Below are 25,354 nucleotides of genomic sequence, written 5' to 3'. Positions count from 1 at the left end.
GCTGTCGGCCAAGAGCGGCCATCCAGCCCCGCTGGTTGGCGTTGCGCTCCACACCGGTTAGCTGAATGGGCAACAAGCACAACGAAAAAGGCCCGTAATTAGCGAGCCCATTCCATCTGCTCAAATTCATTTGCGAGCTTTTCGAGAACTTGTCGTTGGTGACGTTGGCCAAATGAAATATCCATTTCGATCGACGACAAAATCTAGCCTAGAACCAATTCCGACGGTACTTAAGGAGCCTAAAGGCTTCGGGTTTCCAATGACAGCTCTTGTCTTGTAGGACGCTCGATCATTCTTCACTGATTTCATGATCAGTTCTCCCGAAGAAACTGCTTCACTTGCTGCCGATTCAATTTGATTCCGCAGAAAGCCTTAATTCGCCGCGCGGCACCATCGCCGCTCCGCTTCGAGGCTTGGGACTCCCATTGATCGTTCAGATCCAGTCTGACCTCACACTTATCACTCAGCTTGACCCAAGAGCGGTTCCCGCCAGTCATTTGGTACTGCCAGTCCAACAACTCTCCCTCAACGGACGCCATGTCGTTAACGATTTCGATGGCAGACTGATAGCGGTCTGGCGGGTCTGTCTGCAAGCACTTCCTCACCACCGAAATAATGCGTTCGGGAATGTGCTCTGGGTACTTGCTCGCAGCCGTGTCAGGAAATTGAGAGTTCATCACCGCGTGTTTATACCTGAGTCTATCAAGGACACCGTTAACAATAAATGATGAGTACTGTGAATAGTAATCGGCATCGCCTAAGCACATCCGGTACAGGGTTAGGCCAAACTGGTATATGTCGAATCGATGATCGAACTGTTCAGTTCTGAAGGATTCAGGTGGCGCCATCTTGCCATACAGCCGGTCTTGTCCAGCGATTCCGTTGGAATCTCTGGGTTTTGCTAGTCCGAAATCCGATAAAAGCGCCTCCCCTCTATCCGAAATAAGGACATTGTCGGGTTTGATATCGAAATGTACTAATCGTTTTGAATGGATATGATGCAACCCGCTCAACAGCTGTGTGGAAAAAACGACAATTTCGCGCACGGTGAGAGCGCGCACGGCCATCAGGGTCTTGAGTGATCCTTGGGCATACAACGGCATCGCTAGATAGATGCATTCATCGTCTTGACATGCGTATAGGACCGGGACGACGTTTGAATGAGCGCTCCCATACAGGAGGCTGGACTCACGAAAATAATCATCGGCATCCATTGATATTTTGCCGATCTTCTTTATAACGAGATTGGCATCCAGCTGTGGATCGTGCGCTCGATATACCTGAGAATTTCTCCCTTCAGCACCAATCTCTTCGTCCAACCTGAAATGCAAATCTGTCCGGCTATAAGGCTTAAGCATTAACGGCCCCCAGTGCAGCGAAAACCGCTTCCCGCTCTTCGCTACGGAGCTCGTTCCAGTTTTCCACTCCATCGAATATTTTTGTTCCGTCGACATACGGCTTAAAATCAGCTCGTGCGATGCCAACTCTGGACGCAATTGTTGAGATCTGCCCGCAATAATAAGAATTCAAAGAGCTGCTCGCGAAAGCCTCTTGAATCACGCCCTCGATTTCGATGCGCGAAACGCTCAGTGTTTGGGCTGTACTTTCTGTAACCCGGAGGCCTGCTCGGGATATTTCGTACTCGCGAATAATGTCGAGGATGTTGTTTCTTATGTACTTGAGCGCGTCGGGCGTTAACAGCGCCTTCGGCAGTTTTATCGTCTCGACGTTTGCAATTCGTCGATCTTGAGCATCAAGTACCGCGAACGTGACCCCGCCGGGCTTGGCCCGAATCCCAATGGTATTCATTCGTCCCCCTTTCCTTGCGCTCCTTTTTAAGGCAGATGGGCCGGCCTGTCTATAGATCGCCTTGGTGGATTAGACGCCAGTGGCGTCTCAGTCGCTGAGACCCATCGTTACGAATCGTTGCAGAGTTCGATCGCGCCGAGAAATTATGACGCAGCCCGTTGTTCTGACCTGAGCTCGTCCTTGGGGGGGGCGACTAACAACCAAGCGTATAGCCGGCCGAAGAGTAGAGCCGGTAAACGACCGCTTCGGGTCGAAAGCCGCCAGTCATCGCGACTCAAGGCGACAGGCTCGTCGGCAGGTTGAGTGTGGTCGATCAGCCGGTGCTTACATCACTTCGTCGAAAAACCGCCTGAAAAAGCGCGAAGCCGGCTCAGCCCACCCGCGCCTGCCGCACATAACGCGTGCCAAGCAACACATCCCACAGCGGCGTGGTGACGCCGAAATTGGTGCCGGGGTGGTAGTGGTGCACGTGGTGGGCGCCGGCCCAGCGGCGCAATACGGGGTGCTTGAAGCGGACGTGGTGGATGATGAAGTGGGCCAGGCCGTAGATGATGTAGCCGAAGGTGATGGCGCTGGCGAGCAGCAGGGCGAAGCCGGTGGGCATCAGGACCACGAACACGCCGGTCAGGGCCAGCAGGATGAGCGGTGGCAGGAAGAACGGCAGGGAATCGTAGCCCAGTGGGTGCTGGTGATGCAGCTCGTGGCCTTGCGCGAACAGCGGGATGCGGGTGTGGAACATCCAGCGGTGGAAGAAGTACTCCACGAAGCTGAAGGCGAACAGGCCCAGCACGATGGCCAGCGTTCCCAGCAGTGCGCCGGGCTGGCGGCGTGCGCCTTCAACCATCAGGACGGCGCCCAGCGCCACGTCCACCGCCAGCTCGCCCCAGTAGTTGGCGCGGGTGGAGGACATCCGCACGATCGCATCCACGCCGTTGCGCAAAAGGTTTCGCATCATCGCTGCATGGTTCCGTGATCGTGCAAGGGGCGCCGGGGCCGTTGTGGGCCCGGGACCCGCGCATTCTCCCATGTCACCTGCGGTGACGCATCACGGAGCGGTCGGGATGGGCGCCCGGCCTTCATGTCCCGTCAATGCGACAGCGCGAAGCTGGTCAGGATGGTGGCGGTTTGCTCGGGCTTTTCCAGCATCGGCATGTGATTGCAGCCGCTGATGACGCTGGTGCTGATGGCGCTGGCGGACACCAGGCCGTTGCGCAGGCTGTCCAGCGCGGAGATATCCATGACCTTGTCGTCGTGGCACCACAGGCCGAGCACGGGCATGGTCAATTGGCTCAGGCGCTGCTGCAGGGACAGGTATTGCGATGGCTGGCGCAGCGTGTTGAAGCTGCTTTCGATGAACGCACGATCACGCTGGTTGCGCGCCACCAGCACGTCGGCGAAGCGCCCGGCCAGTTCGGGTGGTTGCGTGAATGCCAGCGCCATGGCGCGCTGCAGCCCCGCGCGGTCGTCGAACACGAACGGATTCTTGCCGGCCGCGGCGTTGCGCGTGAAAGCGTTGCCCGTGTTCTTCAGGCCGAAGCTGTCCAGCAGCGCCAGGCCGGTGACGTGGTCGGGGTGCTCGCTGGCGTAGACACCGGCGATCGCGCCACCCATCGAGTGGCCGGCCAGCATGAACTGGCCAATGTGCAGCGTCTGCACGAACGCATCCAGCCGCGCCGCCTGCGCCTCGATGCCGTAGCTGGCGCCGTCCACGCGCGAGGAATCGCCCCAGCCGGGCAGGTCGGGGATGATCAGGTGAAAGTGCGGCGTGAGCTCCTTCGCCACTTTCAGCCACTCGGTCTTGTCGGTGGCGAAGCCGTGCAGCAGCACGATGGTGGGGCCTTCGCCGCCTTCGTAATACGCCCAGCGGGTGTCGCCGGCCTGCACGGCATGCACCTGCAGATGCGCCGCCATTGCCTCGCGCTTGAGGTTGGCCTGCATCAGCCATTGCGGCGCGAACAGGTAGCTGCCGCCCAGCACGATCACCAGCAGACCGCCCAGCCACGCCAGGAACTTCAGCCGCCGCAGCAGCATGCGTTTCCATAGCGGGGTGGTGGCGTTGGTGGCTGGAGGCATGGTGGTTTTTCTTGAAGGAATGGGAGAAATCGCTCCTCCCCGGCGTCGGAGGGGAGGGTTGGAGAAGGGGTCGCTCTTGATCCTGGTGAAGGTCAAAAGCCTACCCCCTCCCAGCCTCCCCCTGCTGCGCAGGGGGAGGAGAAAATCAGGTTCGCTCCCCTGCGCTGCGGGGAAGGAGCCTCAGTGCTGCGCCTTCTTCGCCTTGGCAATGATCGACTCCACCGCCTGCTGCGTCAGCGGGTGGTAGCCGGCTTTGGCTTTCGCGTAAACCTGCTCGGCATAGGCCAGGCCTTCAGGCGTTTTCGCGAAGGCCTTGTACAGCGGCGTGGTGAGGTAGAGCCGACCGATGCGGATCATGTGCTCGGCGGCAGCCGGCCATACGGCCTTGTCGCCGGCGGCGATGGCGTGGCTGTACCAGCGCATGCCGATCTCGGCGTTGGGCGTGCCGGTGAGGTGCCAGGCGGCGTCGAGCTGCTGCATTTTCGCCAGCGGCGGCGCATCGGGCAGGCGGTCGAGGAAGTACATCCACTCCTGCGTGTTCCAGCCCTTGGCGTCGAGTTTGGCGGCGGCCAGCGAACCGGCCAGGAAGTCGCTGCGCTGCTTGTCGATCGCGCTGAAGCGCGGCGAATCGGGCAGCGGCGCATCCTTCGGAATGCCGGTGCCGTAGACCCAGGCCTGCACTTCGTCCCAGCGCATCTTGCCGGGGTATTTCTCGATCAGGTTCGGTTTCAGATAGTCGAGCATCTGCTCGGTGGTGATGCTCTGGAACGCGAAGTGGTCGAAATAGCCCTTGAGGTAGGCGTCGAAATCGGCGCGGCCGAAGCGCTGCTCCAGCGTGCGCAGGAACCACGAGCCCTTGTCGTAGGCCACGTCGGACAGCGAATCGTCGGCACCCACACCGCGCGGATCGGGCGCCAGCTTCTGCGCGTTGGCCGGCATCGCGGCGATGTCCTTCTGCAGTGCGCGCGCCGACAGCAACGCTTCCTCATCGGCCAGCGGCTTGCCGTACAACGCCTCGGTGATGCGCCCCTGCACGTAAGTGGTGAAACCCTCGTTGAGCCAGATGTCGCGCCACGACGCAGCCGTGATCAGGTTGCCCGACCACGAATGCGCCAGCTCGTGCGCCACCAGCGACACCAGGCTCTTGTCGCCCACCAGCACGGTGGGCGTGGCGAACGTCATGTTCGGGTTTTCCATGCCGCCGTACGGGAACGACGGCGGCAGCACCAGGATGTCGTAGCGGCCCCAGCGGTACGGCCCGTACAGCCGCTCGGCGGTGGCGATCATCTTCTCGGTGTCTTCGAACTCGTGCGCGGCCTTGGCCACCACCGACGGCTCCGCATAGACGGCCGAACGCGGGCCGGTTTCCTTCGCCGCGATATCGCCGGCGCCAATGGCCAGCAGGTACGACGGGATCGGGTGCGTCTGCTTGAAACGGTAATCGCCATCCAGCGGATGCTTCGCGTCGTTCGGCGCGCTCATCACCACGCGGATGTCCTTCGGCGCCGTGACGTGGGCGTCGTAGGTGAAGCGGATCGCCGGCGAATCCTGCAGCGGCACCCACGAGCGGGCGTGGATCGACTCCGACTGCGAGAACATGAAGGGCAACTTCTTGTCCGCCGTCTGCGCGGGCGTCAGCCACTGCAGGCCCGACGCGCCGGGCGACGTGGTGTAGACGATGCGCACCTGCGCCGGATGCTTCGGCGTGGCGATGGTGAGCTTGCTGCCCAGCACCTTGTCGCGCGGCGCCAGCGCATATTTCAGCGGCGTGGTCTTGCCGTCACGGCCGACCGCCTCGATCTTCGCGATCTTCAGGTCGCGCGTATCCAGCACCAGCGACTGTGCCTGCGGGTTCGTCCAGTCCAGTTTCAGCGTGGCCTGGCCGTCGAGCTGCTTGTGCGGGAAATCGATATGGAGGTTCAGATCCAGATGGGTCACCCGCACCTGGTCGGGCTGGGCGTAGGAGTTGGGATCATTGGCCAGGGCGGCCAGCGGCAGCATCAGCGTGCCGAAAGCGAGGGCGGGCAGGAATCGCATGGGAGGCTCCGGGCCGGCAAAAGGGCGAGTATGCCACCGCCTTGCCGGCGGCGACCCGTGGCGGAAGTTGGGCGCGGCAGCGTGGGTGACTCAATACAGATCAATCGGATCCACATCCAGCGCCCAGCGTGCGGGCCGGAAAGGTTGGTCGCTACGCGCCCGTCAGCTTCATCGCGCGGGCGACCACTTTCGCTGGAAACCCGATTCTGTCCAGCAAACGGATCGCATTTCTTTGGGTCGCTGGGCCGGGCATCAACTGGTAGTCGAAGAAGCCTTCGATATCCGGGTTCTCCTGGAAGTGGTACAGGTCGTAGTGGTCGGACAAGTGCTGCTGCAGTTCGACATCGTGCGTGGTGACCAGCACCTGTGCATCCGCTCCAAGCTGTTCCAGCACGGCGCGCGCGATGGCAATGCGTTCGACCGTGTTGGTCCCGCTGAAAAGCTCGTCGATGATGAAAACCCTGCAGTCGCCCCGGTCGGCGTTTTCGATAAAGGTTTGAAGCCGTTCGATCTCACCGAAATAGTGGCTCTTGCCAGACTCCACTGAATGCTCGCTTCGGATGGAAGCCATGACGCTGGACTGAGGAATGACAGCCCGCGCTGCCAGGCAAAAGCCAAGGGTGCGGCCGAGAATGATGTTGATGCCGATCATCTTGATCAGGGTGGTCTTGCCGGCCATGTTGGAGCCGGTGACCAAGGCTGACCTATCGTCGAGGCGCAACGAATTGCACACCGGGATGGCCAGCAAGGGGTGATAGCCGGCCTGAATATCGATCAATCGTGTACTGGCAAATTCCGGCCTGCAGCGGTCAGGACAACGTTCCAGGCAGGAGGCGACCGCAATGCTCGCGTCGATCGAGCCGAGCAACGCGTAGGTGGATTGCAGCACGGTGCGCATCTGCGCGAAGTGCCTCAAAGCAAGGGTATAGGCCACCAGTTCGGCCAGAAACACGACGTTGATCCAGGTCGAGATGAACTGGATGGGTTCTTTTTGCAACAACGCGAGCCAGCGGAGCTTTTTCTGCATTTTGCGGCGTAAGGGTTTTTGCTCGCGCAGCAGGTGCATGGCCTTGAATGGCGTGTCGTCGACAGGGATCGCCGCGATGACATCCGCTACCGGCAGCATGGCAACGCAGCGCTTCAACGCCGTCGCGTCGCGCTGAACATTCCAGAACAAGCGCGCCATGACGCCGACGTTGATGGCGATGGCGGCCAACGCCAGCCACACCGACCACAAGGACGCGACCGCCCCCAACACGAGCAGCAGACTGAGTGCACTCCAGAACGCCAACAGCTTTGGATACTCCACGGTACGCGGCGGATCGCCAAACACGAACTCCGCAATGTCGGCGAGGCCATCGTCACTGAGTGCGGCGAGTGCGAGCAGGATGTTTTCGCGCAGCGCCGCATTTTTTTGCAGCATGTCGGCACAGGTGTAACGTGCGGCAAGCTCCTGTGGATCGTCGACGTAGGTCCGCAACGAAGCAAACAGATACTGGCTTCCCAGCGGCGTGGCCGTCGTGTCCAGCCTGGAAAATATCTTTGGAAATTCCAGGTCCAGCCACGTCCGGTCGTCCACGCTCACGTCGGTCCCTTTGTTGCGGACCAAGTCGAAATAGGCGCTCGCGCGCCATGCCATGACGGTTCCCGGCTTTCCCCATTGAGCTCGCAGTTCGGCGAGCAAGGTTTTCCGTGGGGACAGGCGGCGCAGCACGGAATCCCAGCCGGTCGAAAACGTTTTCAACTTCCACATGTCGTCAAGATATCCATTGGGAAAACCGGACCACGTTCACTTGGCGAGGGGAGAAACTTGCCAAGAGGGAGCCAAGTGACGCATGACGGGAAGTGCGCTGTCACAACGCCTTGGTAGCCAGCCGTATAGCTTGTGCCGGGTGATGGGTTTTCCAAGCTTGGCGACGCGGAATCAACGCAGCGACTGAGCGCCTTGCCAGCGACCTGGCTCAGTAAAGATCGATCGGATCCACATCCAGCGACCAGCGCACGCGCCGTGCCGAGGGCAGCGCGAACAGCGCGTGTTGCCATGGTCGCAGCATCCCCCGCAGCACGCTGCGCTGGGTGCTTTCCAGCAGCAACTGGCCGCGTTGGCGGCCCGCGCGCAGCGGCATAGGCGCCTGCATCGGGCCGGCGATTTGCACCGCATCCAGTTCGGGCAGCAGTGCCCGCGCGTCGCGCAGGAACGCGTCGACGTGGTCGCGTTGGGGCGCGTCGGCGCGCAGCAATACCTGGTGGCTGTAGGGCGGCAATTGAATCTTGCGGCGTTCGTCCAGCAGGTCGGTGGCGGCGGCCGCGTAGCCGCGGGCCAGCAGGTTGCGCAGCAGCGGGTGCTCGGGTTGATGGGTTTGCAACACCACACGGCCGGGCTTGCGGGCGCGGCCGGCGCGGCCGGCGACCTGCACCACCAGTTGGGCCAGGCGCTCTTCGGCGCGGAAGTCGATGCTGTGCAGGCCTTCGTCCACGCCCACGATGGCGACCAGGGTGAGGTTGGGCAGGTCGTGGCCCTTGGCCAGCATCTGGGTGCCGACGAGGATGGCGGGCGCGTCATCCTGCAATTGCGCCAGCAGCTGCTCGAAGGCGTCGCGACGGCGGGTGGTTTCGCGGTCGACGCGCAAGACGGGCACCTGCGGAAACAGCGACACCAGCGCTTCTTCCAGCCGCTCGGTGCCGTGGCCTTGGGGCTTCAGGTCGCCCACGCCGCAGACGGGGCAGACCTGCGGCATGCGCTGGCGGTGGTCGCAGTGATGGCAGATCAGCTGGCGCCGCCCCGCGTGCAGGGTCAGCGGCCGGTCGCAATGCGGGCAGCCGGCATGCCAGCCGCAGCTGTGGCACAGCAAGACCGGCGCGTAGCCGCGGCGATTGCGGAACACCAGCGCCTGCTCGCCGCGCGCCACGGTGTCGGCCACGGCGGCCAGCAGCGCGGGCGACATGCCGTGCTGCAACCGCTGCGCACGCATGTCCACGATCTGCACCTGCGGCGGGCGGATGGCGCCGGGGCGGGCGCGCAGGTGCAGCGTGCGGTAGCGGCCGGCGGCGGCGTTGGCCAACGATTCCAGCGACGGCGTGCCCGAGCCCAGCAGCACCGGCACGCCCAGCGCGCGGCCGCGCACCAGGGCCAGGTCGCGGGCGTGGTAGCGGAAGCCGTCCTGCTGCTTGTAGGCGCTGTCGTGCTCTTCGTCGACGATGATCAAACCGGCCTGCGGCAGCGGCGTGAACACCGCCGAGCGTGTGCCCAGGATCACCCGCGCGCTGCCGGCGCGGGCGCGCAGCCAGGCGCGTGCGCGGTCGCCTTCGGACAGCGCCGAATGCAGTACTTCCACGATCACCCCCAGCCGCTGGCGCAAGCGCCGCACGGTCTGCGGCGCCAGGCCGATCTCCGGTACCAGCAACAGCGCCTGCCTGCCCTGCGCCAGCACCTGCTCGATCAGGGCCAGGTAGACCTCGGTCTTGCCGCTGCCGGTGACGCCGTCGAGCAGGAAGGGTTGGTAGTCGCCGAGGGCGGCGCCCACCACGGCCACCGCCTGTTGTTGTTCGTCGTTGAGTTGCGGCGCGGAGGACGCTGGCAACGGACGGTCCGCGGGCGCCCGCTCGCTCCGCTCCAGCAGGCCGGCGTTCGCGAGCCGACGGGCCGCCTCGCGCCAGCCGGGTTGGCGTTCGGTCAGCTCCTGCGCGCTCAGTGCGCCGTTGGCCAGCAGGGCCAGCAATGCCTTGCTGCCGCCGCGACGGCTGCCGGCGTCGTGGGCGCTGCGGCCGGCCAGGGTCAGCGACCAGTATTCGTCGCCGATCGGCGGCAACGGTTTCGGCTCGCGCAGGGCCAGCGGCAGCGCGTTGGCATAGGCCTCGCCCGGCGCGCCCAGCCAGTAGTCGGCGGCCCAGGCCAGGGTCTGCATCAGCTCGGGATCGAGCAGCGCGTCGTCGTCGAGCAGGCGCAGCGCCTGCTTCAGCCGGCGGCTTTCCACGGCGGCTTCGGCGTCGATCGCCACCACCACGCCAACCATCCGCTGGCGCCCGAACGGCACCAGCACCCGCGCGCCCACGTCGGCCTTACCGGCCGCGGGCGGCAGGTAGTCGAACAGGGCAGGCAGGGGCACCGGCAGGGCGACGCGAAGGACAGCGGGCATGGGTTACCTCGTGGCGCACCAGTGTAACGGCGCCGCCTGTCGACCCCCAGGTTTCGCCCGCCGCGATGGCAGGCAAATCGCGTTGATCGAGTTGCGCGAACTTGCTGCCCGCCAATCGAGGAAGCGGGGGTAAGTGACTAACCGCTGGCGGTTTTTGTGCTTATCCACAAGAGCTGTGGATAAGTCTGTGGATGCAGAGGGGAGGGGGTGCCCCGAAGCGCGCCGTAGCGCCTTTTTGGTCACCTTGACCATGTTTTGGTCAGGCAAAAAAACATCTTTTATTTCAACAGCCTGCAAATTCGGTTGGGGCGGGGTTCACACAATTGTCATCGCCCCCGACGGCGCCTTGACAGGCCGGTTACGCTGTGCAAAACCCGCCATGACAAGCGTTTGAAAGCAGCCTCAATGGGCTATGCCGAGGAGTGCGGCGACCGTCAGCGCGAACGTCAGCAACCAGAAGTAAAACCAGCCGACAAACCAGAATTTCAGCACCGTCATCGGCCAACCCTGGTGGTATATGCGCTTCTGCATGATCAGCAGATAGGCCGGCACCCACAGCGCCAGCAGGGTCTGCAGCCAGCCCAGCGGCGCGGCTGTCCAGGCGGCGTGCGGTTGCAGCCAGGCCGACAGCATGCCGACCAGGGCGAGCAGCAGCAGCGCCAGGAACATGAACGCGTGGCTGTGCAAGGCCACGATCAGGTGCTCCATGTACAGCCGCCGGCGGAACACGTAGAACAGCTTGAGCAGGCCGGCGAACACCGGGATCAGGATGAACATGGTCATCGGCAGCGCGCCGAAGACGCCATTGATCATGCGTTGCTTGGCCTCGGCGCGGGTGGTGGCATCGCCATCCTTGAAATCTCGCACATTCTTGTGCCAACGCCGGCCCAGCACAGTGAGGCGGGCGTTCGCCACATCGGGCAGCCACGACAGATGGACGGGGCGCGATTCCTGCTGCAAGGCTTTGTCCAGCGCATCAGGCTCATGGGGGACTGGCGTCTTGCCCGTAGATGCCGCCACCGCAGGCATCGCCGGTGCGGCCAGCGAGGCGGCCGACATCGGCGCTGCGCCCAGCTCGATGAGTCGCCGATTGGCTTTTTTGCGCATGTTCATGGCCGACCTGTCGAGCTGTGCAGACGACAGCAAGCCGTAGTCGTCGATGTGCGGCAGCGTGTCCAGCTGGCGTTGCAGCAGCTCGCGCACCTCGCTCGGGGTGTTGGCGTCGGAGAAGTGCTCGCCATTGACGGTTACCGTCGGGGTGCTGCTCTCGGCGATCGCGTCGGTGAACCGGTCGAACGCCAGGTGGCAGACGAAGAAGCTCAGCAGGCACAGCACGAACATCAGCCGGAACGGCGCGATGTACGGCACCCGGCGGCCGGCGAAGTATTCCAGGGTGAGGAAACCGGGCTTGAACAGCAGCGGCGGCAGCGTCTGCACGATGCGGCCGTCGATGTGCAGCACCGTTTCCACGGTTTCCTCCACCATGTGGTGCACCGGCTTCAGCACACTGTGGATGGATTGGCCGCATTCGTGGCAGAACTCGCCCTGCATCGCGGCGCCGCAATTGGCGCAGTGCAATCCCTCGTAGCTGGTGAGCTGCTTCATCGCCGTTCCCGTCCCGGTGAAGCGCCGGATTTTCGCACAGCGCGATGGCGCAACGGACGTGACCTTTGGCTCAGCCAGGGCAACGCTGATCAAGTATCGCCGCCGTCATGATGACTGGAGGGCCCGCAGGTGGGGGTGCGTGGCGCAGGCAAGACTGGCCGTCTTGCCAAGCCGCGCGGCATCGCCTGCGGGCCTTCCAGTCATCACCTCATCATTTCAGATTCAATAGCTTGAGGCCCACCCTCTCTGTCCGCATGCCTTCGGTCCGCCGCCTCGGCAGACGGCCAGTCTGCCTTCGTCGACGGCCCTGTGGCCTGCGAACAGAGAGGGTGGGTGACGGCGGTGATACTTGGTCAGCGTTGCCCTAGAATGGCCGCCCCCTCGAACCCGCCCGACCGATGAAACCCTTCCGTCCCGAACGTGCCCGCCTGCTGCACGAGGTGCACGCCACGGTGCGCCTTGCGTTGCCGTTGATCGCGGCGCAATTGGCCGCCATCGGCAGCAACGTGATCGACGCGTTGCTGGCCGGCCACGTCAGTGCGCATGTGCTGGGCGCGGTGGCGGTGGGCGCCAGCATCTGGTCGCTGGCGATCGTCAGCGGCATCGGCATGATGATGGCGGTGCCGCCGTCGGTGGCGCAGCTGGATGGCGCCGGCCGGCGCGGCGAGGTGGGCGCCGTGTTCCACCAGGCGCTGTGGCTGGCGCTGGGCATGGGCGTGCTGCTGTGGTTTGGGGTGCGCCATGCGGCGCCGCTGATCGACCTGATCGGGGTGACGCCCAGCCTGCGTGACGAGGTGCAGCGATTCCTGTTGGCGATCAGTTGGGGTGCGCCCGCCTTGACCTGCTATTTCGCGCTGCGCGGTTTGTCCGAAGGCCTGTCGCTGACGCGGCCGTCGATGTATTTCAGCCTGGGCGGGCTGGTGCTGCTGGTGCCGCTGGGCTACGTGCTGATGTTCGGCAAGCTGGGCATCCCGCCGCAGGGCGCGCACGGCTGCGGCGTGGCTACGGCGACCGTGCTGTGGCTGGAGATGCTGGCGTTCGGCTTCTATGTGCTGCGCCATCGCAACTATCGTGGGCTGGGCCTGTTCGACCGTTTCGAGCGGCCGCAGCTGCGCCGCATCGGCGCGCTGATCCACATCGGCCTGCCGATGGCGGTGTCGCTGCTGGCTGAGGCCGGGTTGTTCGTGGCCACCGCGCTGATCATCGCCACGCTGGGCGAGGATGTGATTGCCAGCCACCAGGTGGCGCTCAACATCGCCTCGCTGTTCTTCATGATCCCGCTGGGGCTGGCGATGGCGATCACCGTGCGGGTGGGCAATGCGGTGGGTCGCGGCGATGCGCGCGGCGTGCGTTACGCGGGTTTTTGCGGGATCGGGCTGACCCTGGTGACGCAGCTGTTTTCGGCCGGCCTGTTGCTGACCCTGCCGCACTACATCGCCGTGCTCTACACCAACGACCCCAAGGTGATCGCGCTGGCGGTGCAACTGATCATGCTGGCGGGGCTGTTCCAGTTTTCCGACGGTGTCCAGGTGGCGTCCAACGGCGCGCTGCGCGGGCTCAAGGACACCCGCATCCCGATGGCGATCACCCTGTTCGCGTACTGGATCATCGGCATGCCGGTGGGTTGGTGGCTGGCGTTCCACCACGGCCTGGGCGCGCGCGGCATGTGGATGGGGCTGATCGCCGGGTTGTCGGTGGCGGCGGTGATGCTGTTCACCCGTTTCTGGCGCAGCGCCTGGAAACAACGCTGGCGCGTGCATGACCACGGCGGCCCGACCGGCTACGCTGACACTTTGACCTCCGTGGAAGAACGCGCATGACGCCACCGCCCCCGCTCCGCCGCCGCCGTGGTTTCGGTGCGTTCCTGGCCACGCTGGGACGCGGCATCAACGTGGTCCGGCTGGTGATCATCAACCTGGTGTTCTTCGGCGTGCTGTTCGTGTTGCTGCTGGTGCTGACGGCCGGCATCGCCGGCAACCGCATGCAGCACACGGTGGAGGATCACAGCGTGCTGGTGCTGAAGCTGGACGGCCAACTGGTCGAGCAGTACAGCATCGACCCGATGCAGCGCACGCTGGCGCGGCTGTCCGGCGAGGACCCCAAGCAGGTGCAGTTGCGCGACCTGGTCGGCGCCATCGACGCGGCGGCGACCGACTCGCGGATCACCCGCATACTGCTGCTGCCCGATGGCCTGCAGGGCGGCGGCTTTGCCGCGTTGCGCGAAGTGGGCGCGGCGCTGGACCGTTTCCGCGCGGCGGGCAAACCGGTGATCGCGTGGGCGGTCAATCTCGACCAGGGCCAGTACTACCTCGCCGCGCACGCCGACCGCCTGCTGGTGGACCCGCAAGGCGGCGTGATGCTGACCGGGCTGGCCAATTACCGGCTGTTCTACAAGGACCTGCTGGACAAGCTGGGCGTGGACGTGCACCTGTTCCGCGTGGGCGAATTCAAGAGCGCGGCTGAGCCGTACATCCTCGACCACGCCTCGGTCGAGTCGAAGGAGGCCGACAGCTACTGGATGAACGGGCTGTGGGACCGCTACCTGGATGAAGTGGCGGCGCTGCGCAAGATCGCGCCGGCGACCCTGCGCGACGACATCGACCAACTGCCGCAGCACATCGCCAGCACCCAGGGCGATCTGGCGCAGCTCGCGCTGAACCAGCACCTGGTGGATGGCACCGCCACCCGCGCGGAACTGATCGCGATGCTGCGCAAGCAGGGCGTGCCGGCCGACAAGAAAGGGCACGGTTTCCGTGAGGTGAGCCTGTCGCGTTACGCCGCCGCCCAGCCCGATCGCGATGCTGCGCAGGCGCCGGGCGTCACCGTCGTGGTGGCCGAAGGCGAGATCACCGGTGGCAAGCAGTCGCCCGGGTCGATCGGCGGCGAATCCACCGCGGCGCTGATCCGCGCCGCGCGCGAGGATCGCAAGACAAAGGCGCTGGTGCTGCGGGTGAACTCGCCCGGTGGCGAAGTGTATGCGGCCGAGCAGATCCGTCGCGAAGTGGCACTGACCCGCGCGGCCGGCATTCCGGTGGTGGTCTCGATGGGCAACGTGGCGGCCAGCGGCGGCTACTGGATCTCGATGAACGCCAACCGCATTTTCGCCGAGCCCAACACCATCACCGGCTCGATCGGCATCTTCGGCCTGTTCTACACCGTGCCCGGCACGCTGGCGAAACTGGGCGTGCAGAGCGATGGCGTGGCCACCGGCCCGATGGCCGGCGCGTTCGACATCACCCGCCCGCTGGATCCGAACGTGGGTGCGGTGATCCAGGCCATCATCAACAAGGGCTACCGCGACTTCGTGGGCAACGTGGCCACCGCGCGCGGCCAGAGCTACAGCGCCATCGACGCGATTGCCCAGGGCCGCGTGTGGACCGGCGAGCAGGCGCTGAAACGCGGGCTGGTCGATCAACTGGGCGGCCTGCAGGACGCTATCGCCGATGCCGCCACGCGCGCCAAGCTGGGCAAGGATTACGGCGTGCGCTACCAGGAGACGCCGCTGGGCGGCATCGAACGCTTTATGCTCGGTTTCAGCCAGGGCGCCACGGTGCACATGCTGCAAAGCTGGGGCGTGCAACTGCCGCGCTGGTTTGCGCGGGTGCCGGCGATGACGGGGCCGTTGCGGCTGCTGCGCAACGCCGAGGCGGGCAAGCCGAACGTCTACGCCGACTGTTTCTGCGCGCCCTGGTAAGTGCCGTCAGGCGGGCGTGGCGGCGTAGTAGTCGCCATGCTGCTCCACCTGCACCGGCATGCCGAACGCCTCGCTCAAGGCGGCGCCGGTGAGCACCTCGGCCTTGCTGCCCTGGCGAAGTACCCGACCCTCGCGCAGCAACAACACCTGCGCGATTTCCGGCACGATTTCCTCCACGTGGTGGGTTACCAGCATCAGCGTGGTGCCCCCGCGGGCCAGTTCGCGCAGGTTCTCCAGGAAGTGGCGGCGGCTGGCCATGTCCAGCCCCGCGCACGGTTCGTCCAGCAGCAGCGCTCGCGGCCGGTGCACCAGCGCCCGCGCGATCAGCACGCGGCGCGCCTCGCCGGTGGACAGCGTGGCCATCGGCCGGCCGATCAGATGCGCCGCACCGATCTGCTCAAGCGCCTGCTGGGCCTGTTCGCGCATGCTGTCGCTGACCTGGTGGTCCAGCCCCAGCCCGCGCGCGGAGAAGAAGCCCGACACCACCGCGTCGAACACTTCCAGCGGCGCGTCGCTGGTGTAGTCGAGCTGCAGCGCCGGCGACACGATGCCCAGCAGCTGGCGCAATGCGCTGACGTTCCAGCGGTCACGGCCGAACACGCTGACGTTGGGGCCGCCGCCATCGGTGCGCACCAGCGGATACAGCTGGCGTGCGATCAACTGCACCAGGGTGGATTTGCCCGAACCGTTGGCACCCAGGATCGCGGTGTGCTGCCCCGCATCCACCTGCAGGCTGAGCCGGTCCAGGATCAGCCGCGCGCCGCGCATCACGCTGGCCTGGTCGATGCGCAGCACGGGCGCATCGGCAGCGACGTCAGCGTGGGGCGGGTCGGTGATGGGGGAGGAGCTCATGCGATGGCCGGGTGATGAATGGACGGCCATTATCGGCGATCGCGGTGATCGGCCAAAGCTGCAGAGCAAGAGCGACCCCACCCCAGCCCTCCCCTGCGATGCAGGGGAGGGAGCGAAACGCGGGCAGCTTCTGGCTCCTCCCCCTGCGCGCAGGGGGAGGTTGGGCGGGGGGTGTCTGGGCTGACCGTTGGCCTATTCCGTCGCCGCGTCGATCTGTTTGCGTTGCTCCGCCGCGTGGTCATCCACTGTTTTCTGCACATCGCGGGCGCGTTGCTCGCTGGCTTTCAGCGCATCGAACGGCGTACTGGCCTGCGGCTTGGGCGGTTCGCCGGGCGGCGGCGCGGGCGTGCCGGAGCAGCCGGCCAGGGCGAACAGGCACAACAGCGGCAGGGCGAGGGTTTTCATGCGCGTGATCCGTCGGCGGCGGTAAGCGTCGAGTGTTGCGCCGCTGGCTGGCTGGCGGCAAGCCGTCGTGTAAGCTTCCGCGCATGAACAGCCGCATCGACGCCTGGCAGCTGCAAGGCCATACCGCCCTGATCACCGGTGCCAGCAAGGGCATCGGCTACGCCACCGCCCGCGAGCTGGCCGGGCTGGGCGCCAACCTGCTGCTGGTGGCGCGCGACGAGGATTATCTGGAACAGGTTCGCGTGGAGCTGGCCGACGATTTCCCCGCCAGCGACGTGCTGGCGTTCGGTGCCGACCTGGCCGAACCGGAGGACCGGTTGGCCGTGTTCGACTGGATTGCCGACTTGGGTGCGCCGCTGTCGCTGCTGATCAACAACGTGGGCGGCAATGTGGTGAAGCCCACGCTGGAATACGGCGAAGCCGAATGGCGTGGCATCTTCGAGCAGAACCTCTTCTCCGCCTTCGAGATGTGCCGGTTGGCGCATCCGCAACTGGCGCAGCACGCGCATGCGGCGATCGTGAATGTGGGCTCCGTATCCGGCATCACGCATGTGCGCACCGGCTCCCCCTATGGCATGAGCAAGGCCGCGCTGCACCAGCTCACCCGCAACCTGGCGGCGGAATGGGCGGCGGACGGCATCCGCGTCAACGCGGTGGCGCCCTGGTACATCCGCACGCAACGCTCGGAGCCGGCCCTGCTGGATGAGGATTACCTGGACGAAGTGCTGGAGCGCACGCCACTGAAACGCATCGGCGAACCGGAAGAAGTGGCCGCCGCCATCGCCTTCCTGTGCCTGCCGGCCGCCAGCTATGTCACCGGGCAGGTGTTGGGCGTGGATGGGGGTTTTTTGAATTACGGGTTTTGAGGGGCCGGGAATAGGGAATCGGGAATGGGGAATCGCAAAGGCGTCGCGCGCCTTGTGGGAGCGACTTCAGTCGCGATGCTTTTCCAAATCCCGAATCCCGGCTCCAAGAGCATCGCGGCTGAAGCCGCTCCCACAGTCACAGCCCCATCGGTACCACCGTCAGAACCGCACCTCATGCTCCTCGGCGGCGAAGCCCAAAGTGACGGCGCCTTCGCCCACGTTGACCATGCCGGTGATGCTCATCGGCGCCTCGGTCAGCATGACGCCGGTTTCCGCGCACGCCGCGCGCAGCTCGGCATAGCCGGGCAGCTGCGCCAGCACGGCCAGGTCGCCGCCATAGCTCACGCACATCGCCGGTACCAACAGGCCGGCACGCACGCGCTGGATGGCGTGGTCGAACAGCATCTGCGCGCCCTGCTCGAAGCCGCGGGCCTTGCCCACCGGGCCGGTTTCGCCGCGATGGCATTGCAGGATGGGTTTGATGTCCAGCGCCGAACCCAGCATCGCGCTGACCAGGCCCACGCTGCGGTCGTTCTTTTTCTTGGCGCGGGCGCGCAGGTAATACAGGTCGCGCGGCAGCATGTAGCCGTAGGTGTTGTTGGCCACGTGCAGCAGCCGCTCGCGGATCGCGGCCGGAGGCTCATCGGCGTCGATCATCCGCGCCGCTTCGATGGTGGCGGGCCCTTCGGCGGCGAAGAGGTTGCGCGTGTCGATCACCCGCATCATGAACGGCCCGGGCATGCCGGCCTGTTTGCGCACCTCGCGATAGCTCTTGAGGATGGCGAAGCTGGCGCGGTTGACGTGATCGTAGATCGGGCTGCGGGTGGCAGTGATGGTGAGGCAGAACACGCAGTCCTGTTCCAGCACCAACCGCTCCAGAAACAGGTTTTCGATCTGGCGCACCGAACAGGGCTCGGTTTCCGCCGAATGGCTGCGGCTGCCCAGCTGGCGATCCAGGAAACGCTGGATCTCGGCCGGGTTGCGCTCATCCAGAAACGTCTCGTCGTCCACCTTCACCGCGATCGGCATCACCACGATGTTGTGTTGCTGCAGGAAAGCCTGCGGCAGATCGCAGGACGCATCGACAGCCAGACCCATGCGCATCACATGTCCCCTGCTACGTGTTTTAGGACTGAACATAGCATGTGGCCCCGAACGAAAGTCCACGTGACACCGCCTATCCGCGCCGCGCATTAAGCTGGCGGCCACACCGCAAGAAATGCAGGCATCTTTTCGATGAAAGACAAGCAGGAGATCGTTTCCAACTGGCTGCCGCGTTACACCGGCACCGCGCTGGGGGAATTCGGCGAGCACGTGTTGCTGACCAATTTCGGCAACTACGTGGAGCTGTTCGCGCAGTGGCACGGGGTGGAAGTGAAGGGCCGCGACCGGCCGATGCCCAACGCCACCGCCGACGGCATCACTCTGATCAATTTCGGCATGGGCAGCCCCAACGCCGCCACCGTGATGGACCTGCTCAGCGCGATCTGCCCGAAGGCGGCGCTGTTCCTGGGCAAGTGTGGCGGGGTGAAGAAAAAGAACCAGTTGGGCGACCTGGTGTTGCCCATCGCGGCGATCCGCGGCGAGGGCACCAGCAACGATTACCTGCTGCCGGAAGTGCCCGCGCTGCCAGCGTTCCAGCTGCAGCGCGCGGTGTCCACCATGATCCGCGACTTGGGCCACGACTACTGGACCGGCACGGTGTACACCACCAACCGCCGCGTGTGGGAGCACGACGAGGTGTTCAAGGATTACCTGCGCCGCACCCGCTGCATGGCGGTGGACATGGAAACGGCCACCATCTTCGCCGCCGGCTTCGCCAACAAGATCCCCTGCGGCGCGCTGCTGCTGGTATCGGACCAGCCGATGATTCCCGAGGGCGTGAAAACCGAGGCCAGCGACCGCGGCGTCACCTCGCAATTCGTGGAGGCACACATCCGCATCGGCATCGAGGCGTTGAAGCTGGTGCGCCGCAACGGTCGCAGCGTGAAGCACCTGCGTTTCGAGGAGGAGTACGACGGCGATTGAATCGCCGTCGCGGGGTCATCCCATCAATAGCGCGGCACGCTGGTGTCGATCTCGCGCGCCCACGTCTCCATGCCGCCTTCCACGTTGTGCACGTTGCTGAAGCCGTGCGCGGCGAAGCGCTCGGCCATTGCGCGGCTGGAGACACCGAAGTGGCAGATGAACGCCAGCGCGGTGTCTTTCGGCAGCGTGGCCAGTTGCTCGAAACCTTCCTCTTCCAGCACCCGTGCCTGCGCCAGCGGCGCGGCCTTGGCGCGATCCGCGGCGGGGCGCACGTCGACCAGGGTGATGTCGTTGGCGGCGAGCCGGTCTTTCAACTGCTGCACGGTGAGCATGCCGACTTCCTGCGCGCCGGGGAATTTCAGGCTGAGGCCCTCGCCCTGCACGGTGGATACCCAGTCGATCACGATGCCGCGGGCGCGCTGGGCGCTGGCCGGGTCGAAATGCACTTCCAGCCCGTTCGAAACCGCCACGATGTCGTGGTCGCCGGCCGGCGCCAGCTGGAACCCGGCGCTGTGGTCGGGGCCGATCTCCAGATGCAGCGCCACGCCCTGCGCATTGGCGGTGCCCTGGCGGATCGCCTCGGCGGCGGCGTCGGTGATGGTGATTTCCGGCGGCGTGCGGTCCGGCGCGGCAGCACCGAACAAGGTGTGCAGCTCACCGCTGCCGTACATCTGGCGGATGATGTCGGCGCCGCCCACCAGTTCGCCTTCCACATACAGCTGCGGGATCGTGGGCCACTCGCCGTAGAGCTTGATGCCCTCGCGGATTTCCGGGTCTTCCAGCACGTTGACGGTGTGGTACTCGGGCAGCAGCTCGTTGAGCGTGTTGGTGGCCGCGGCGGAGAAGCCGCACATCGGCTGCTGGCGGTCGCCCTTCATGAACAGCACCACGCGGTGGTCCTTGAGCAGGGTCTGGATGCGTTCGCGGGTGGCGCTGTCGAGGGACATGGGGAGGCTCCGGAAAAGGGGGTAATGATACGCCGCCTGATATGTGGGGGCCTTGTCGCCGATCAAGGCGCCGCGGGCGGTGGCCGTGCGAGAAGCGTGGTTATCGGGCCAGCGCGGCGCGCACGGCGGGCGCAATGGCCTCGACCCAGGCTGCGTACTGGGCGCCCGATGGGTGCAGGCCATCAGCCACGACGTCGTCGGGCCGCTGGCGGGAAATCGCCGTGACATCGACCCAACGGGCGCCGGCACGGACGCTTTCGACGCGGGCGATGGCGTTGTAAACGTCCAGTTCGGCGGCGATGGTGGCGCCGTCGCGTTGTTGCTCGCGTGCGAAGCGGGTGACGCCCCAGTCGGGAATCGACACCACCACGACGCGTCCCGGCCGGTGGTCGGCCAGTGCGATGGCGCGCTGCAGCAGTGCGGCGAACCCGTCGTGGTACCCGGCGGCCGGGCGGCCGCGGTACTGGTTGTTCACCCCGATCTGCAGGGTGACCAGATCCCAGTCCGGCGCCAGCGCGGCGGCATCCATGCCCGCCGCCAGTTCGTCGGTGGTCCAACCGGTGACCGCCACGATGCGCGGCGGGTCGATGGCGATGCCGTCATCGCGCAGTTGCCGGCGCAGCTGCGCCGGCCAGCTGGCATCGGCGGGCACACCTTCGCCCACCGTATAGGAATCGCCCAGGGCGAGGTGGCGGAGCGGCATGGCGGCCGGCCCGCCGGTCATCAGGCCGCGCTGGCGACTTTGCGCCGGGGCTGCTCGCTGGCCATGCGCTCCAGCACCCGGTCGATGCGCACGAACACTTCCATCAGTTGCGCCGGCGGCGGCAACAGGGTGAGCCGGAAATGGTGGCTCTTGGGCACGTTGAAGCTGCTGCCGGGCACCACCAGCACCGCTTCCTCTTCCAGCAGGCGCAGCGCGAACGCGTTGTCGTCGAAGTCGCCAAAGCTCTCGGCGCGCACGCGCGGGAATGCGTACAGGGCGCCGGCCGGGGCCACCAAGTCGAGGTGGCGGCTGGCGGCCACGCCTTCCATCACCAACCGGCGCGCCTCGTGCAGGCGGCCACCGGCGGCGGTCAGGGCGTTGATGGTGGGGGCGCTGTGCAGCGCGGGCGGCACCGCCCATTGCACTGCCATGTTGGCGCACAGCCGCAGCGCGGCCAGCAGTTGCAGGGCGTCACGATAGTCAGCGGTCAGCGCGTGGCTGCCGGACAGGCTCATCCAGCCCACGCGGTAGCCGCAGGCGCGATGCACCTTGCTCAGGCCGCCGAAGCTGACGCAGGGCAGGTCGCCGGCGACCTCGGCCAGCGGCTGGAACACGGCGCCGTCGTACAGCACCTCGTCATAGATTTCGTCGCACAGCAGCAGCAGCTTGTGCCGCGCGGCCACGGCCACCAGCCGCTCCAGCAACGCGCGCGGATACACAGCGCCGGTGGGATTGTTGGGGTTGATCAGCACCAGCGCCCGCGTGCGCGGGGTCACCAGCGCCTCGATCTCGTCCGGATCGGGCAGGTGGTCGTTCTCGGCCAGGCAGCGGTAATAGCGCGGCGTGCCGTCGTTGAGGATGGTGGCGGCGCTCCACAGCGGGTAATCCGGGCTGGGCAGCAGCACTTCGTCGCCGGGCTGCAGCAGGGCGCGCAGCGACAGGTCGATCAGCTCGCTGACGCCGTTGCCGACAAAGATGTGTTCGATATCGACGCCGCGGGCGCCGCGGGCGCGCTGCTGTTCGGCAATCGCTTCGCGAGCCAGCTCCAGGCCTTGTTCGTGGCCGTAGGCGTCGCTCTGGTGCAGGTGGCTGGCGACGGCCTCGCGCAGGTGGGCGGGCGCTTCGAAACCGTAGCGGCCGGGGTTGCCGATGTTCAGCTTGATGATGTCGAGGCCGCTGGCCTCCATGTCACGCGCGCGCCGGTTGAGTGCGCCACGGATCTCGTAGCGCACTTCCGCCAGGTGCGCACTGGGTTTGATCGAAGCCACCACCGGCATCCTCATGAGTCAAGCCGACGCCACCGCCGGTTACTGAATGCTACCAGCGTGATGCAGTGCAGCGCGAGGTCGGCCGGGGGCTAATAAAGGGCTATCGTGCGGCGAACTGCGGGCAAGGCATAATCGCCGTGTCCTCTGATCCCCGGGCTGGCCGCCTCGACACGACCGTCCCAACCTTCCGGTTCCGCCGGACAACGCATGCAGATCCCCGCCATGAGTGACGCCGAAACCATCGAACGCCTGCGCCGTATCGGCTGGCGTGGCGATACCTTGCCTGCCGCCGGCCTGCGCCTGGCCCGTGTGGTGGCCCAGCATCGCGCAGGCTACGAATTGCATGATGGCGAGGTGCTGTTCAGCGCCCAGCCGGACGGCCGTTTCCTGAAACGCGGCATCGACCCGGCCGAGCGGCCGGTGGTGGGCGATTTCGTCGAAGTGGCCAACGGTGCACCGCCGCATATCATTACCGTACGGCCCCGTCGTACCGTGATGTCGCGGGCGGCGGCTGGCGAGCGCTACGAGCGCCAGTTGATCGCCACCAATATCGACTACGTGCTGGTGCTGACCGGCCTGGACGGCGACTTCAACCCGGCCCGGATCGAGCGTTATCTGTCGCTGACCGAGGATTCCGGCGCCCAGCCGGTGGTGCTGCTGAGCAAGCTCGACACCCGCGACGATGCCGACGAGCTGATCGCCGCCCTGCGCGGACGACTGCCGGCCGGCACGCCGATCCATCCGCTGAACGGCAAGGACCCGGCCAGCGTGGCCTTGCTGGCGCCCTACCTGCAGCCGGGCGACAGCGCGGTGCTGGTGGGTTCCTCCGGCGCAGGCAAATCCACCCTCACCAACACCTTGCTGGGCACCGCGCGCATGGCCACCGCCGAAGTGCGCAGTCACGACAGCCGCGGCCGCCACACCACCACGCATCGCGCGCTGCTGTCGCTGCCCAGCGGCGGTTGCCTGATCGACACGCCCGGCATGCGCGAGCTGAAGCTCACCGGCGAGGAGAACCTCGACCTGTTCGCCGACATCGAGGCGCTGGCCGAGCAGTGCCGCTTCGCCGATTGCGGCCACGGCAGCGAGCCGGGCTGCGCGGTGCAGATCGCGCTGGACAATGGCGAACTCAGCCCCGGCCGCTGGCGCAATTACCTGAAACTGCATGACGAGCGCGAGGAGCAGGCCGCCACGCTGGAAGCGCGCCTGCGCCGCCAGCGCGGGGGCCGCCCGATCGACCGTCCGCACAGCCCTCGCGGGCAACGCGAACGCGATTAGCCGAGCGCCCCACCACCCGCCTGCGAGCCAGCTGGAGTCGACCCATGTGCACCGCCCGAATCAGCCGCGTCGCCCCTGCACGCCGTCGGACCGGCAGGGCCAGGGATTGAACACGCCGCCCGCCAGCGAGGCACAACTGCAGCGCTGCGCCGCGCTCGACCAGCGCCTGCTGGCCGCGGTGCGGGAGATCCGCATCCTGCCCACCGTGGCGTGGCCGGCGTCGCTGGAAGCGGAGATGATCCGCGCCTACGGCAAGGGCCGATTCACCCTGCCGCAGGTCACTTACACGCGGCCGGACCTGGCCGCGGTGCGGGCCGAACTGGCCGCCATCGAAGCGGCGGCCGGTGGCAACGATCCTCAGGATATCGATCCGCTGGACGACTACCTGCGCCGCACCGCCGAGTCATGGCGCATCGCCGCCGAGATGCTGGAATCGGTGGGCACCGCGGCGGTCACCGCGCCGTCGATCGCGCTGTATGGCCGCCCTGACGACCCCATCCCCGGCAGCCAGCGCAGCAACCTCGACGCGGCCCGCTATTTCGTGGAGCTGGCCAACGAACTGGGTGCGGACCTGCTCGCCGACGACAGCGGCGTGCCGATACCGGCGGACAGTTTGCGCCGCGACGTGGCCGCCACGCTGGATGCGTTTTTCGGCGAGGGCGTGATCCGCGTCGAGGTCGATCCGGAACTCACCGCCAAGGCCGCCGCCGGCGCCACCCGCATCCGCCTGCGCGGCGGCACCTGCTTCACCGAGTACGACCGCCACCAGTTGCTGGCACACGAGGCCTTCGTGCATTCGCTGACGGCGTTGAACGGTCGCCGCCAGCCATTGCTCGCTTCGCTGGCGCGCACCTCGCCGCGGGTGACGGCTACCCAGGAAGGGCTGGCGGTGTTCGCCGAACTGATGTCCGGCGCGATCGACATCGCCCGCCTCAAGCGCATCAGCCTGCGCATCGTGGCGATCGACATGGCGCTCAACGGCGCCAACTTCGTCGAGGTCTACCAATACTTCAGCGCCTGCGGTCAAAGCGTGGCAGACAGTTTCCACTCGGCCCAACGCGTGTTCCGCGGCGTGCCGCTGGAGGGCGGCGCGGCTTTCGCCAAGGACAACGTTTATCTGTCCGGCCTGCTCACCGTGCACACGTTTTTCCGCTGGGCGCTGAAGCAGCGACGGATGGACCTGCTGCGCCACCTGTTCGCCGGCAAGCTGGCGCTGCACGACGTGATCTCGCTGCAACCCTATTTCGACTCAGGCGCCATCCTGCCGCCGCGCTGGCTGCCACCGTGGATGCAACACATGCACGGGCTGGCGGGCAAGCTGGCGTTCTCGCTGTTCATCAACGGCATCCAGATGGAAAACGTGCAGGCGGATGAGCTTTCGATAGGCGTGTAGTGACCGCCCGTCACCTCGCCGGGGGCAAACATAACAAGCGCACCTGTGCGCGATGCTTTTGCTCTTGAATGTGGGTATAGAGCAAGAGCTTTCGATCGCCTGCGGCGCTCGAGTCACTTTTCTCTTGCGTGGGCTGTATGGACCGGAGACATGGGTAACACACGTGCCAGGACATGGGTAACAGTTTAGGCGGTGTCGCGTAGGTCGACTTGCGTTAGCCGATGGTGAGAAAAATAGAGCGCATAGACACCGTCTTGTGT

At 65.7% G+C, this 25,354-nt stretch carries 20 protein-coding genes; 6 read left to right on the top strand and 14 right to left on the bottom strand.

Annotated features, from left to right (window positions below):
* Positions 1-311: 311 nt before the first annotated feature.
* From ACFPK0_RS13745 to ACFPK0_RS13710, 8 genes are all read right to left on the bottom strand, one after another.
* On the bottom strand, positions 312-1,358 hold the full coding sequence (locus tag ACFPK0_RS13745; protein WP_377341526.1) for a serine/threonine-protein kinase: 1,047 nt from the start codon (positions 1,356-1,358) through the stop codon (positions 312-314).
* Positions 1,351-1,809 carry a hypothetical protein gene (locus ACFPK0_RS13740; protein WP_377341524.1) on the bottom strand — a complete coding sequence of 153 codons (459 nt, stop codon included), beginning with the start codon at positions 1,807-1,809 and terminating at the stop codon, positions 1,351-1,353. Before ACFPK0_RS13740 ends, ACFPK0_RS13745 begins: the two co-directional genes overlap by 8 nt.
* Before the next feature lie 370 nt (positions 1,810-2,179).
* Positions 2,180-2,764: a sterol desaturase family protein gene (locus tag ACFPK0_RS13735; RefSeq protein ID WP_377341522.1), complete on the bottom strand. Its 585-nt coding sequence runs from the start codon at positions 2,762-2,764 to the stop codon at positions 2,180-2,182.
* Positions 2,765-2,895: 131 nt separating this feature from the next.
* Positions 2,896-3,840, bottom strand: coding sequence for an alpha/beta fold hydrolase (locus ACFPK0_RS13730; RefSeq protein ID WP_377341746.1), 945 nt, complete (start codon positions 3,838-3,840; stop codon positions 2,896-2,898).
* 222 nt (positions 3,841-4,062) lie between these two features.
* On the bottom strand, positions 4,063-5,919 hold the full coding sequence (locus tag ACFPK0_RS13725; RefSeq protein WP_377341520.1) for a M1 family metallopeptidase: 1,857 nt from the start codon (positions 5,917-5,919) through the stop codon (positions 4,063-4,065).
* A 151-nt stretch (positions 5,920-6,070) separates the two neighbouring features.
* Positions 6,071-7,672 carry a MutS-related protein gene (locus ACFPK0_RS13720; protein ID WP_377341518.1) on the bottom strand — a complete coding sequence of 534 codons (1,602 nt, stop codon included), beginning with the start codon at positions 7,670-7,672 and terminating at the stop codon, positions 6,071-6,073.
* A gap of 208 nt (positions 7,673-7,880) precedes the next feature.
* Complete coding sequence (locus ACFPK0_RS13715) at positions 7,881-10,055, bottom strand: primosomal protein N' (RefSeq protein WP_377341516.1); 2,175 nt, start codon at positions 10,053-10,055, stop codon at positions 7,881-7,883.
* Positions 10,056-10,457: 402 nt separating this feature from the next.
* Positions 10,458-11,660: a DUF3667 domain-containing protein gene (locus tag ACFPK0_RS13710; RefSeq protein ID WP_377341514.1), complete on the bottom strand. Its 1,203-nt coding sequence runs from the start codon at positions 11,658-11,660 to the stop codon at positions 10,458-10,460.
* Positions 11,661-12,058: 398 nt separating this feature from the next.
* On the opposite strand from ACFPK0_RS13710, the gene ACFPK0_RS13705 reads away from it, so the two are divergent.
* Positions 12,059-13,480: an MATE family efflux transporter gene (locus tag ACFPK0_RS13705; protein ID WP_056084657.1), complete on the top strand. Its 1,422-nt coding sequence runs from the start codon at positions 12,059-12,061 to the stop codon at positions 13,478-13,480.
* The gene (sppA, locus tag ACFPK0_RS13700) at positions 13,477-15,354 is read left to right on the top strand and encodes a signal peptide peptidase SppA (RefSeq protein ID WP_377341511.1); all 1,878 of its coding nucleotides are present in this window, start codon (positions 13,477-13,479) and stop codon (positions 15,352-15,354) included. Before ACFPK0_RS13705 ends, sppA begins: the two co-directional genes overlap by 4 nt.
* 6 nt (positions 15,355-15,360) lie before the next feature.
* Here the strand turns inward: sppA and ACFPK0_RS13695 are convergent, their stop codons facing one another.
* Both ACFPK0_RS13695 and ACFPK0_RS13690 read right to left on the bottom strand, forming a co-directional pair.
* Positions 15,361-16,206 carry an ABC transporter ATP-binding protein gene (locus tag ACFPK0_RS13695; protein WP_377341509.1) on the bottom strand — a complete coding sequence of 282 codons (846 nt, stop codon included), beginning with the start codon at positions 16,204-16,206 and terminating at the stop codon, positions 15,361-15,363.
* Between the two features lie 192 nt (positions 16,207-16,398).
* Positions 16,399-16,611, bottom strand: a complete 213-nt coding sequence (locus ACFPK0_RS13690; protein ID WP_377341507.1) for a hypothetical protein — start codon at positions 16,609-16,611, stop codon at positions 16,399-16,401.
* An 83-nt stretch (positions 16,612-16,694) separates the two neighbouring features.
* Here ACFPK0_RS13690 and ACFPK0_RS13685 point away from each other — a divergent pair, with 83 nt between their 5' ends.
* A complete protein-coding gene (locus tag ACFPK0_RS13685) occupies positions 16,695-17,477 on the top strand; it encodes an SDR family oxidoreductase (RefSeq protein WP_377341505.1) in 783 nt (260 codons plus the stop codon).
* Between the two features lie 159 nt (positions 17,478-17,636).
* On the opposite strand, the gene ACFPK0_RS13680 is transcribed toward ACFPK0_RS13685, so the two are convergent.
* Positions 17,637-18,581: a DegV family protein gene (locus ACFPK0_RS13680; protein WP_377341503.1), complete on the bottom strand. Its 945-nt coding sequence runs from the start codon at positions 18,579-18,581 to the stop codon at positions 17,637-17,639.
* A gap of 132 nt (positions 18,582-18,713) precedes the next feature.
* Here ACFPK0_RS13680 and ACFPK0_RS13675 point away from each other — a divergent pair, with 132 nt between their 5' ends.
* Complete coding sequence (locus ACFPK0_RS13675; RefSeq protein ID WP_056084671.1) at positions 18,714-19,505, top strand: AMP nucleosidase; 792 nt, start codon at positions 18,714-18,716, stop codon at positions 19,503-19,505.
* A gap of 23 nt (positions 19,506-19,528) precedes the next feature.
* Here the strand turns inward: ACFPK0_RS13675 and grxD are convergent, their stop codons facing one another.
* From grxD to ACFPK0_RS13660, 3 genes are all read right to left on the bottom strand, one after another.
* Positions 19,529-20,452 carry a Grx4 family monothiol glutaredoxin gene (gene grxD, locus ACFPK0_RS13670; protein WP_056084675.1) on the bottom strand — a complete coding sequence of 308 codons (924 nt, stop codon included), beginning with the start codon at positions 20,450-20,452 and terminating at the stop codon, positions 19,529-19,531.
* Between the two features lie 100 nt (positions 20,453-20,552).
* Entirely contained in the window at positions 20,553-21,155 is a 603-nt protein-coding gene (locus tag ACFPK0_RS13665; RefSeq protein WP_377341500.1) for an SGNH/GDSL hydrolase family protein, read from the bottom strand.
* Between the two features lie 20 nt (positions 21,156-21,175).
* Positions 21,176-22,432: an aminotransferase class I/II-fold pyridoxal phosphate-dependent enzyme gene (locus ACFPK0_RS13660; RefSeq protein ID WP_377341744.1), complete on the bottom strand. Its 1,257-nt coding sequence runs from the start codon at positions 22,430-22,432 to the stop codon at positions 21,176-21,178.
* Positions 22,433-22,645: 213 nt separating this feature from the next.
* Between ACFPK0_RS13660 and rsgA the strand changes: the two genes are divergently transcribed.
* Together rsgA and ACFPK0_RS13650 are read left to right on the top strand one after the other, a co-directional pair.
* Positions 22,646-23,701 carry a ribosome small subunit-dependent GTPase A gene (rsgA, locus tag ACFPK0_RS13655; protein ID WP_377341742.1) on the top strand — a complete coding sequence of 352 codons (1,056 nt, stop codon included), beginning with the start codon at positions 22,646-22,648 and terminating at the stop codon, positions 23,699-23,701.
* Positions 23,702-23,807: 106 nt separating this feature from the next.
* Positions 23,808-25,094: a flavohemoglobin expression-modulating QEGLA motif protein gene (locus ACFPK0_RS13650; RefSeq protein ID WP_377341740.1), complete on the top strand. Its 1,287-nt coding sequence runs from the start codon at positions 23,808-23,810 to the stop codon at positions 25,092-25,094.
* The last annotated feature ends 260 nt before the right edge of the window (positions 25,095-25,354 follow it).

Origin of the sequence: Rhodanobacter ginsenosidimutans, assembly GCF_042655685.1 — a bacterium.
Taxonomy (GTDB): domain Bacteria; phylum Pseudomonadota; class Gammaproteobacteria; order Xanthomonadales; family Rhodanobacteraceae; genus Rhodanobacter; species Rhodanobacter ginsenosidimutans.
Note: the sequence above shows the minus strand (reverse complement) of the source record. Positions and strands in the feature narration are given on the sequence as shown.

What these genes read in the sequence shown, in the direction of transcription:
- ACFPK0_RS13725 (WP_377341520.1), bottom strand. Translation starts at nt 5,919, where the DNA reads ATGCGATTCCTGCCCGCCCTCGCTTTCGGCACGCTGATGCTGCCGCTG.
- ACFPK0_RS13710 (WP_377341514.1), bottom strand. Translation starts at nt 11,660, where the DNA reads ATGAAGCAGCTCACCAGCTACGAGGGATTGCACTGCGCCAATTGCGGC.
- ACFPK0_RS13730 (WP_377341746.1), bottom strand. Translation starts at nt 3,840, where the DNA reads ATGCTGCTGCGGCGGCTGAAGTTCCTGGCGTGGCTGGGCGGTCTGCTG.
- ACFPK0_RS13720 (WP_377341518.1), bottom strand. Translation starts at nt 7,672, where the DNA reads ATGTGGAAGTTGAAAACGTTTTCGACCGGCTGGGATTCCGTGCTGCGC.
- ACFPK0_RS13735 (WP_377341522.1), bottom strand. Translation starts at nt 2,764, where the DNA reads ATGATGCGAAACCTTTTGCGCAACGGCGTGGATGCGATCGTGCGGATG.
- rsgA (WP_377341742.1), top strand. Translation starts at nt 22,646, where the DNA reads ATGAGTGACGCCGAAACCATCGAACGCCTGCGCCGTATCGGCTGGCGT.
- ACFPK0_RS13740 (WP_377341524.1), bottom strand. Translation starts at nt 1,809, where the DNA reads ATGAATACCATTGGGATTCGGGCCAAGCCCGGCGGGGTCACGTTCGCG.
- sppA (WP_377341511.1), top strand. Translation starts at nt 13,477, where the DNA reads ATGACGCCACCGCCCCCGCTCCGCCGCCGCCGTGGTTTCGGTGCGTTC.
- ACFPK0_RS13660 (WP_377341744.1), bottom strand. Translation starts at nt 22,432, where the DNA reads ATGCCGGTGGTGGCTTCGATCAAACCCAGTGCGCACCTGGCGGAAGTG.
- ACFPK0_RS13690 (WP_377341507.1), bottom strand. Translation starts at nt 16,611, where the DNA reads ATGAAAACCCTCGCCCTGCCGCTGTTGTGCCTGTTCGCCCTGGCCGGC.
- ACFPK0_RS13715 (WP_377341516.1), bottom strand. Translation starts at nt 10,055, where the DNA reads ATGCCCGCTGTCCTTCGCGTCGCCCTGCCGGTGCCCCTGCCTGCCCTG.
- ACFPK0_RS13665 (WP_377341500.1), bottom strand. Translation starts at nt 21,155, where the DNA reads ATGCCGCTCCGCCACCTCGCCCTGGGCGATTCCTATACGGTGGGCGAA.
- grxD (WP_056084675.1), bottom strand. Translation starts at nt 20,452, where the DNA reads ATGTCCCTCGACAGCGCCACCCGCGAACGCATCCAGACCCTGCTCAAG.
- ACFPK0_RS13685 (WP_377341505.1), top strand. Translation starts at nt 16,695, where the DNA reads ATGAACAGCCGCATCGACGCCTGGCAGCTGCAAGGCCATACCGCCCTG.
- ACFPK0_RS13695 (WP_377341509.1), bottom strand. Translation starts at nt 16,206, where the DNA reads ATGAGCTCCTCCCCCATCACCGACCCGCCCCACGCTGACGTCGCTGCC.
- ACFPK0_RS13705 (WP_056084657.1), top strand. Translation starts at nt 12,059, where the DNA reads ATGAAACCCTTCCGTCCCGAACGTGCCCGCCTGCTGCACGAGGTGCAC.
- ACFPK0_RS13675 (WP_056084671.1), top strand. Translation starts at nt 18,714, where the DNA reads ATGAAAGACAAGCAGGAGATCGTTTCCAACTGGCTGCCGCGTTACACC.
- ACFPK0_RS13745 (WP_377341526.1), bottom strand. Translation starts at nt 1,358, where the DNA reads ATGCTTAAGCCTTATAGCCGGACAGATTTGCATTTCAGGTTGGACGAA.
- ACFPK0_RS13680 (WP_377341503.1), bottom strand. Translation starts at nt 18,581, where the DNA reads ATGCGCATGGGTCTGGCTGTCGATGCGTCCTGCGATCTGCCGCAGGCT.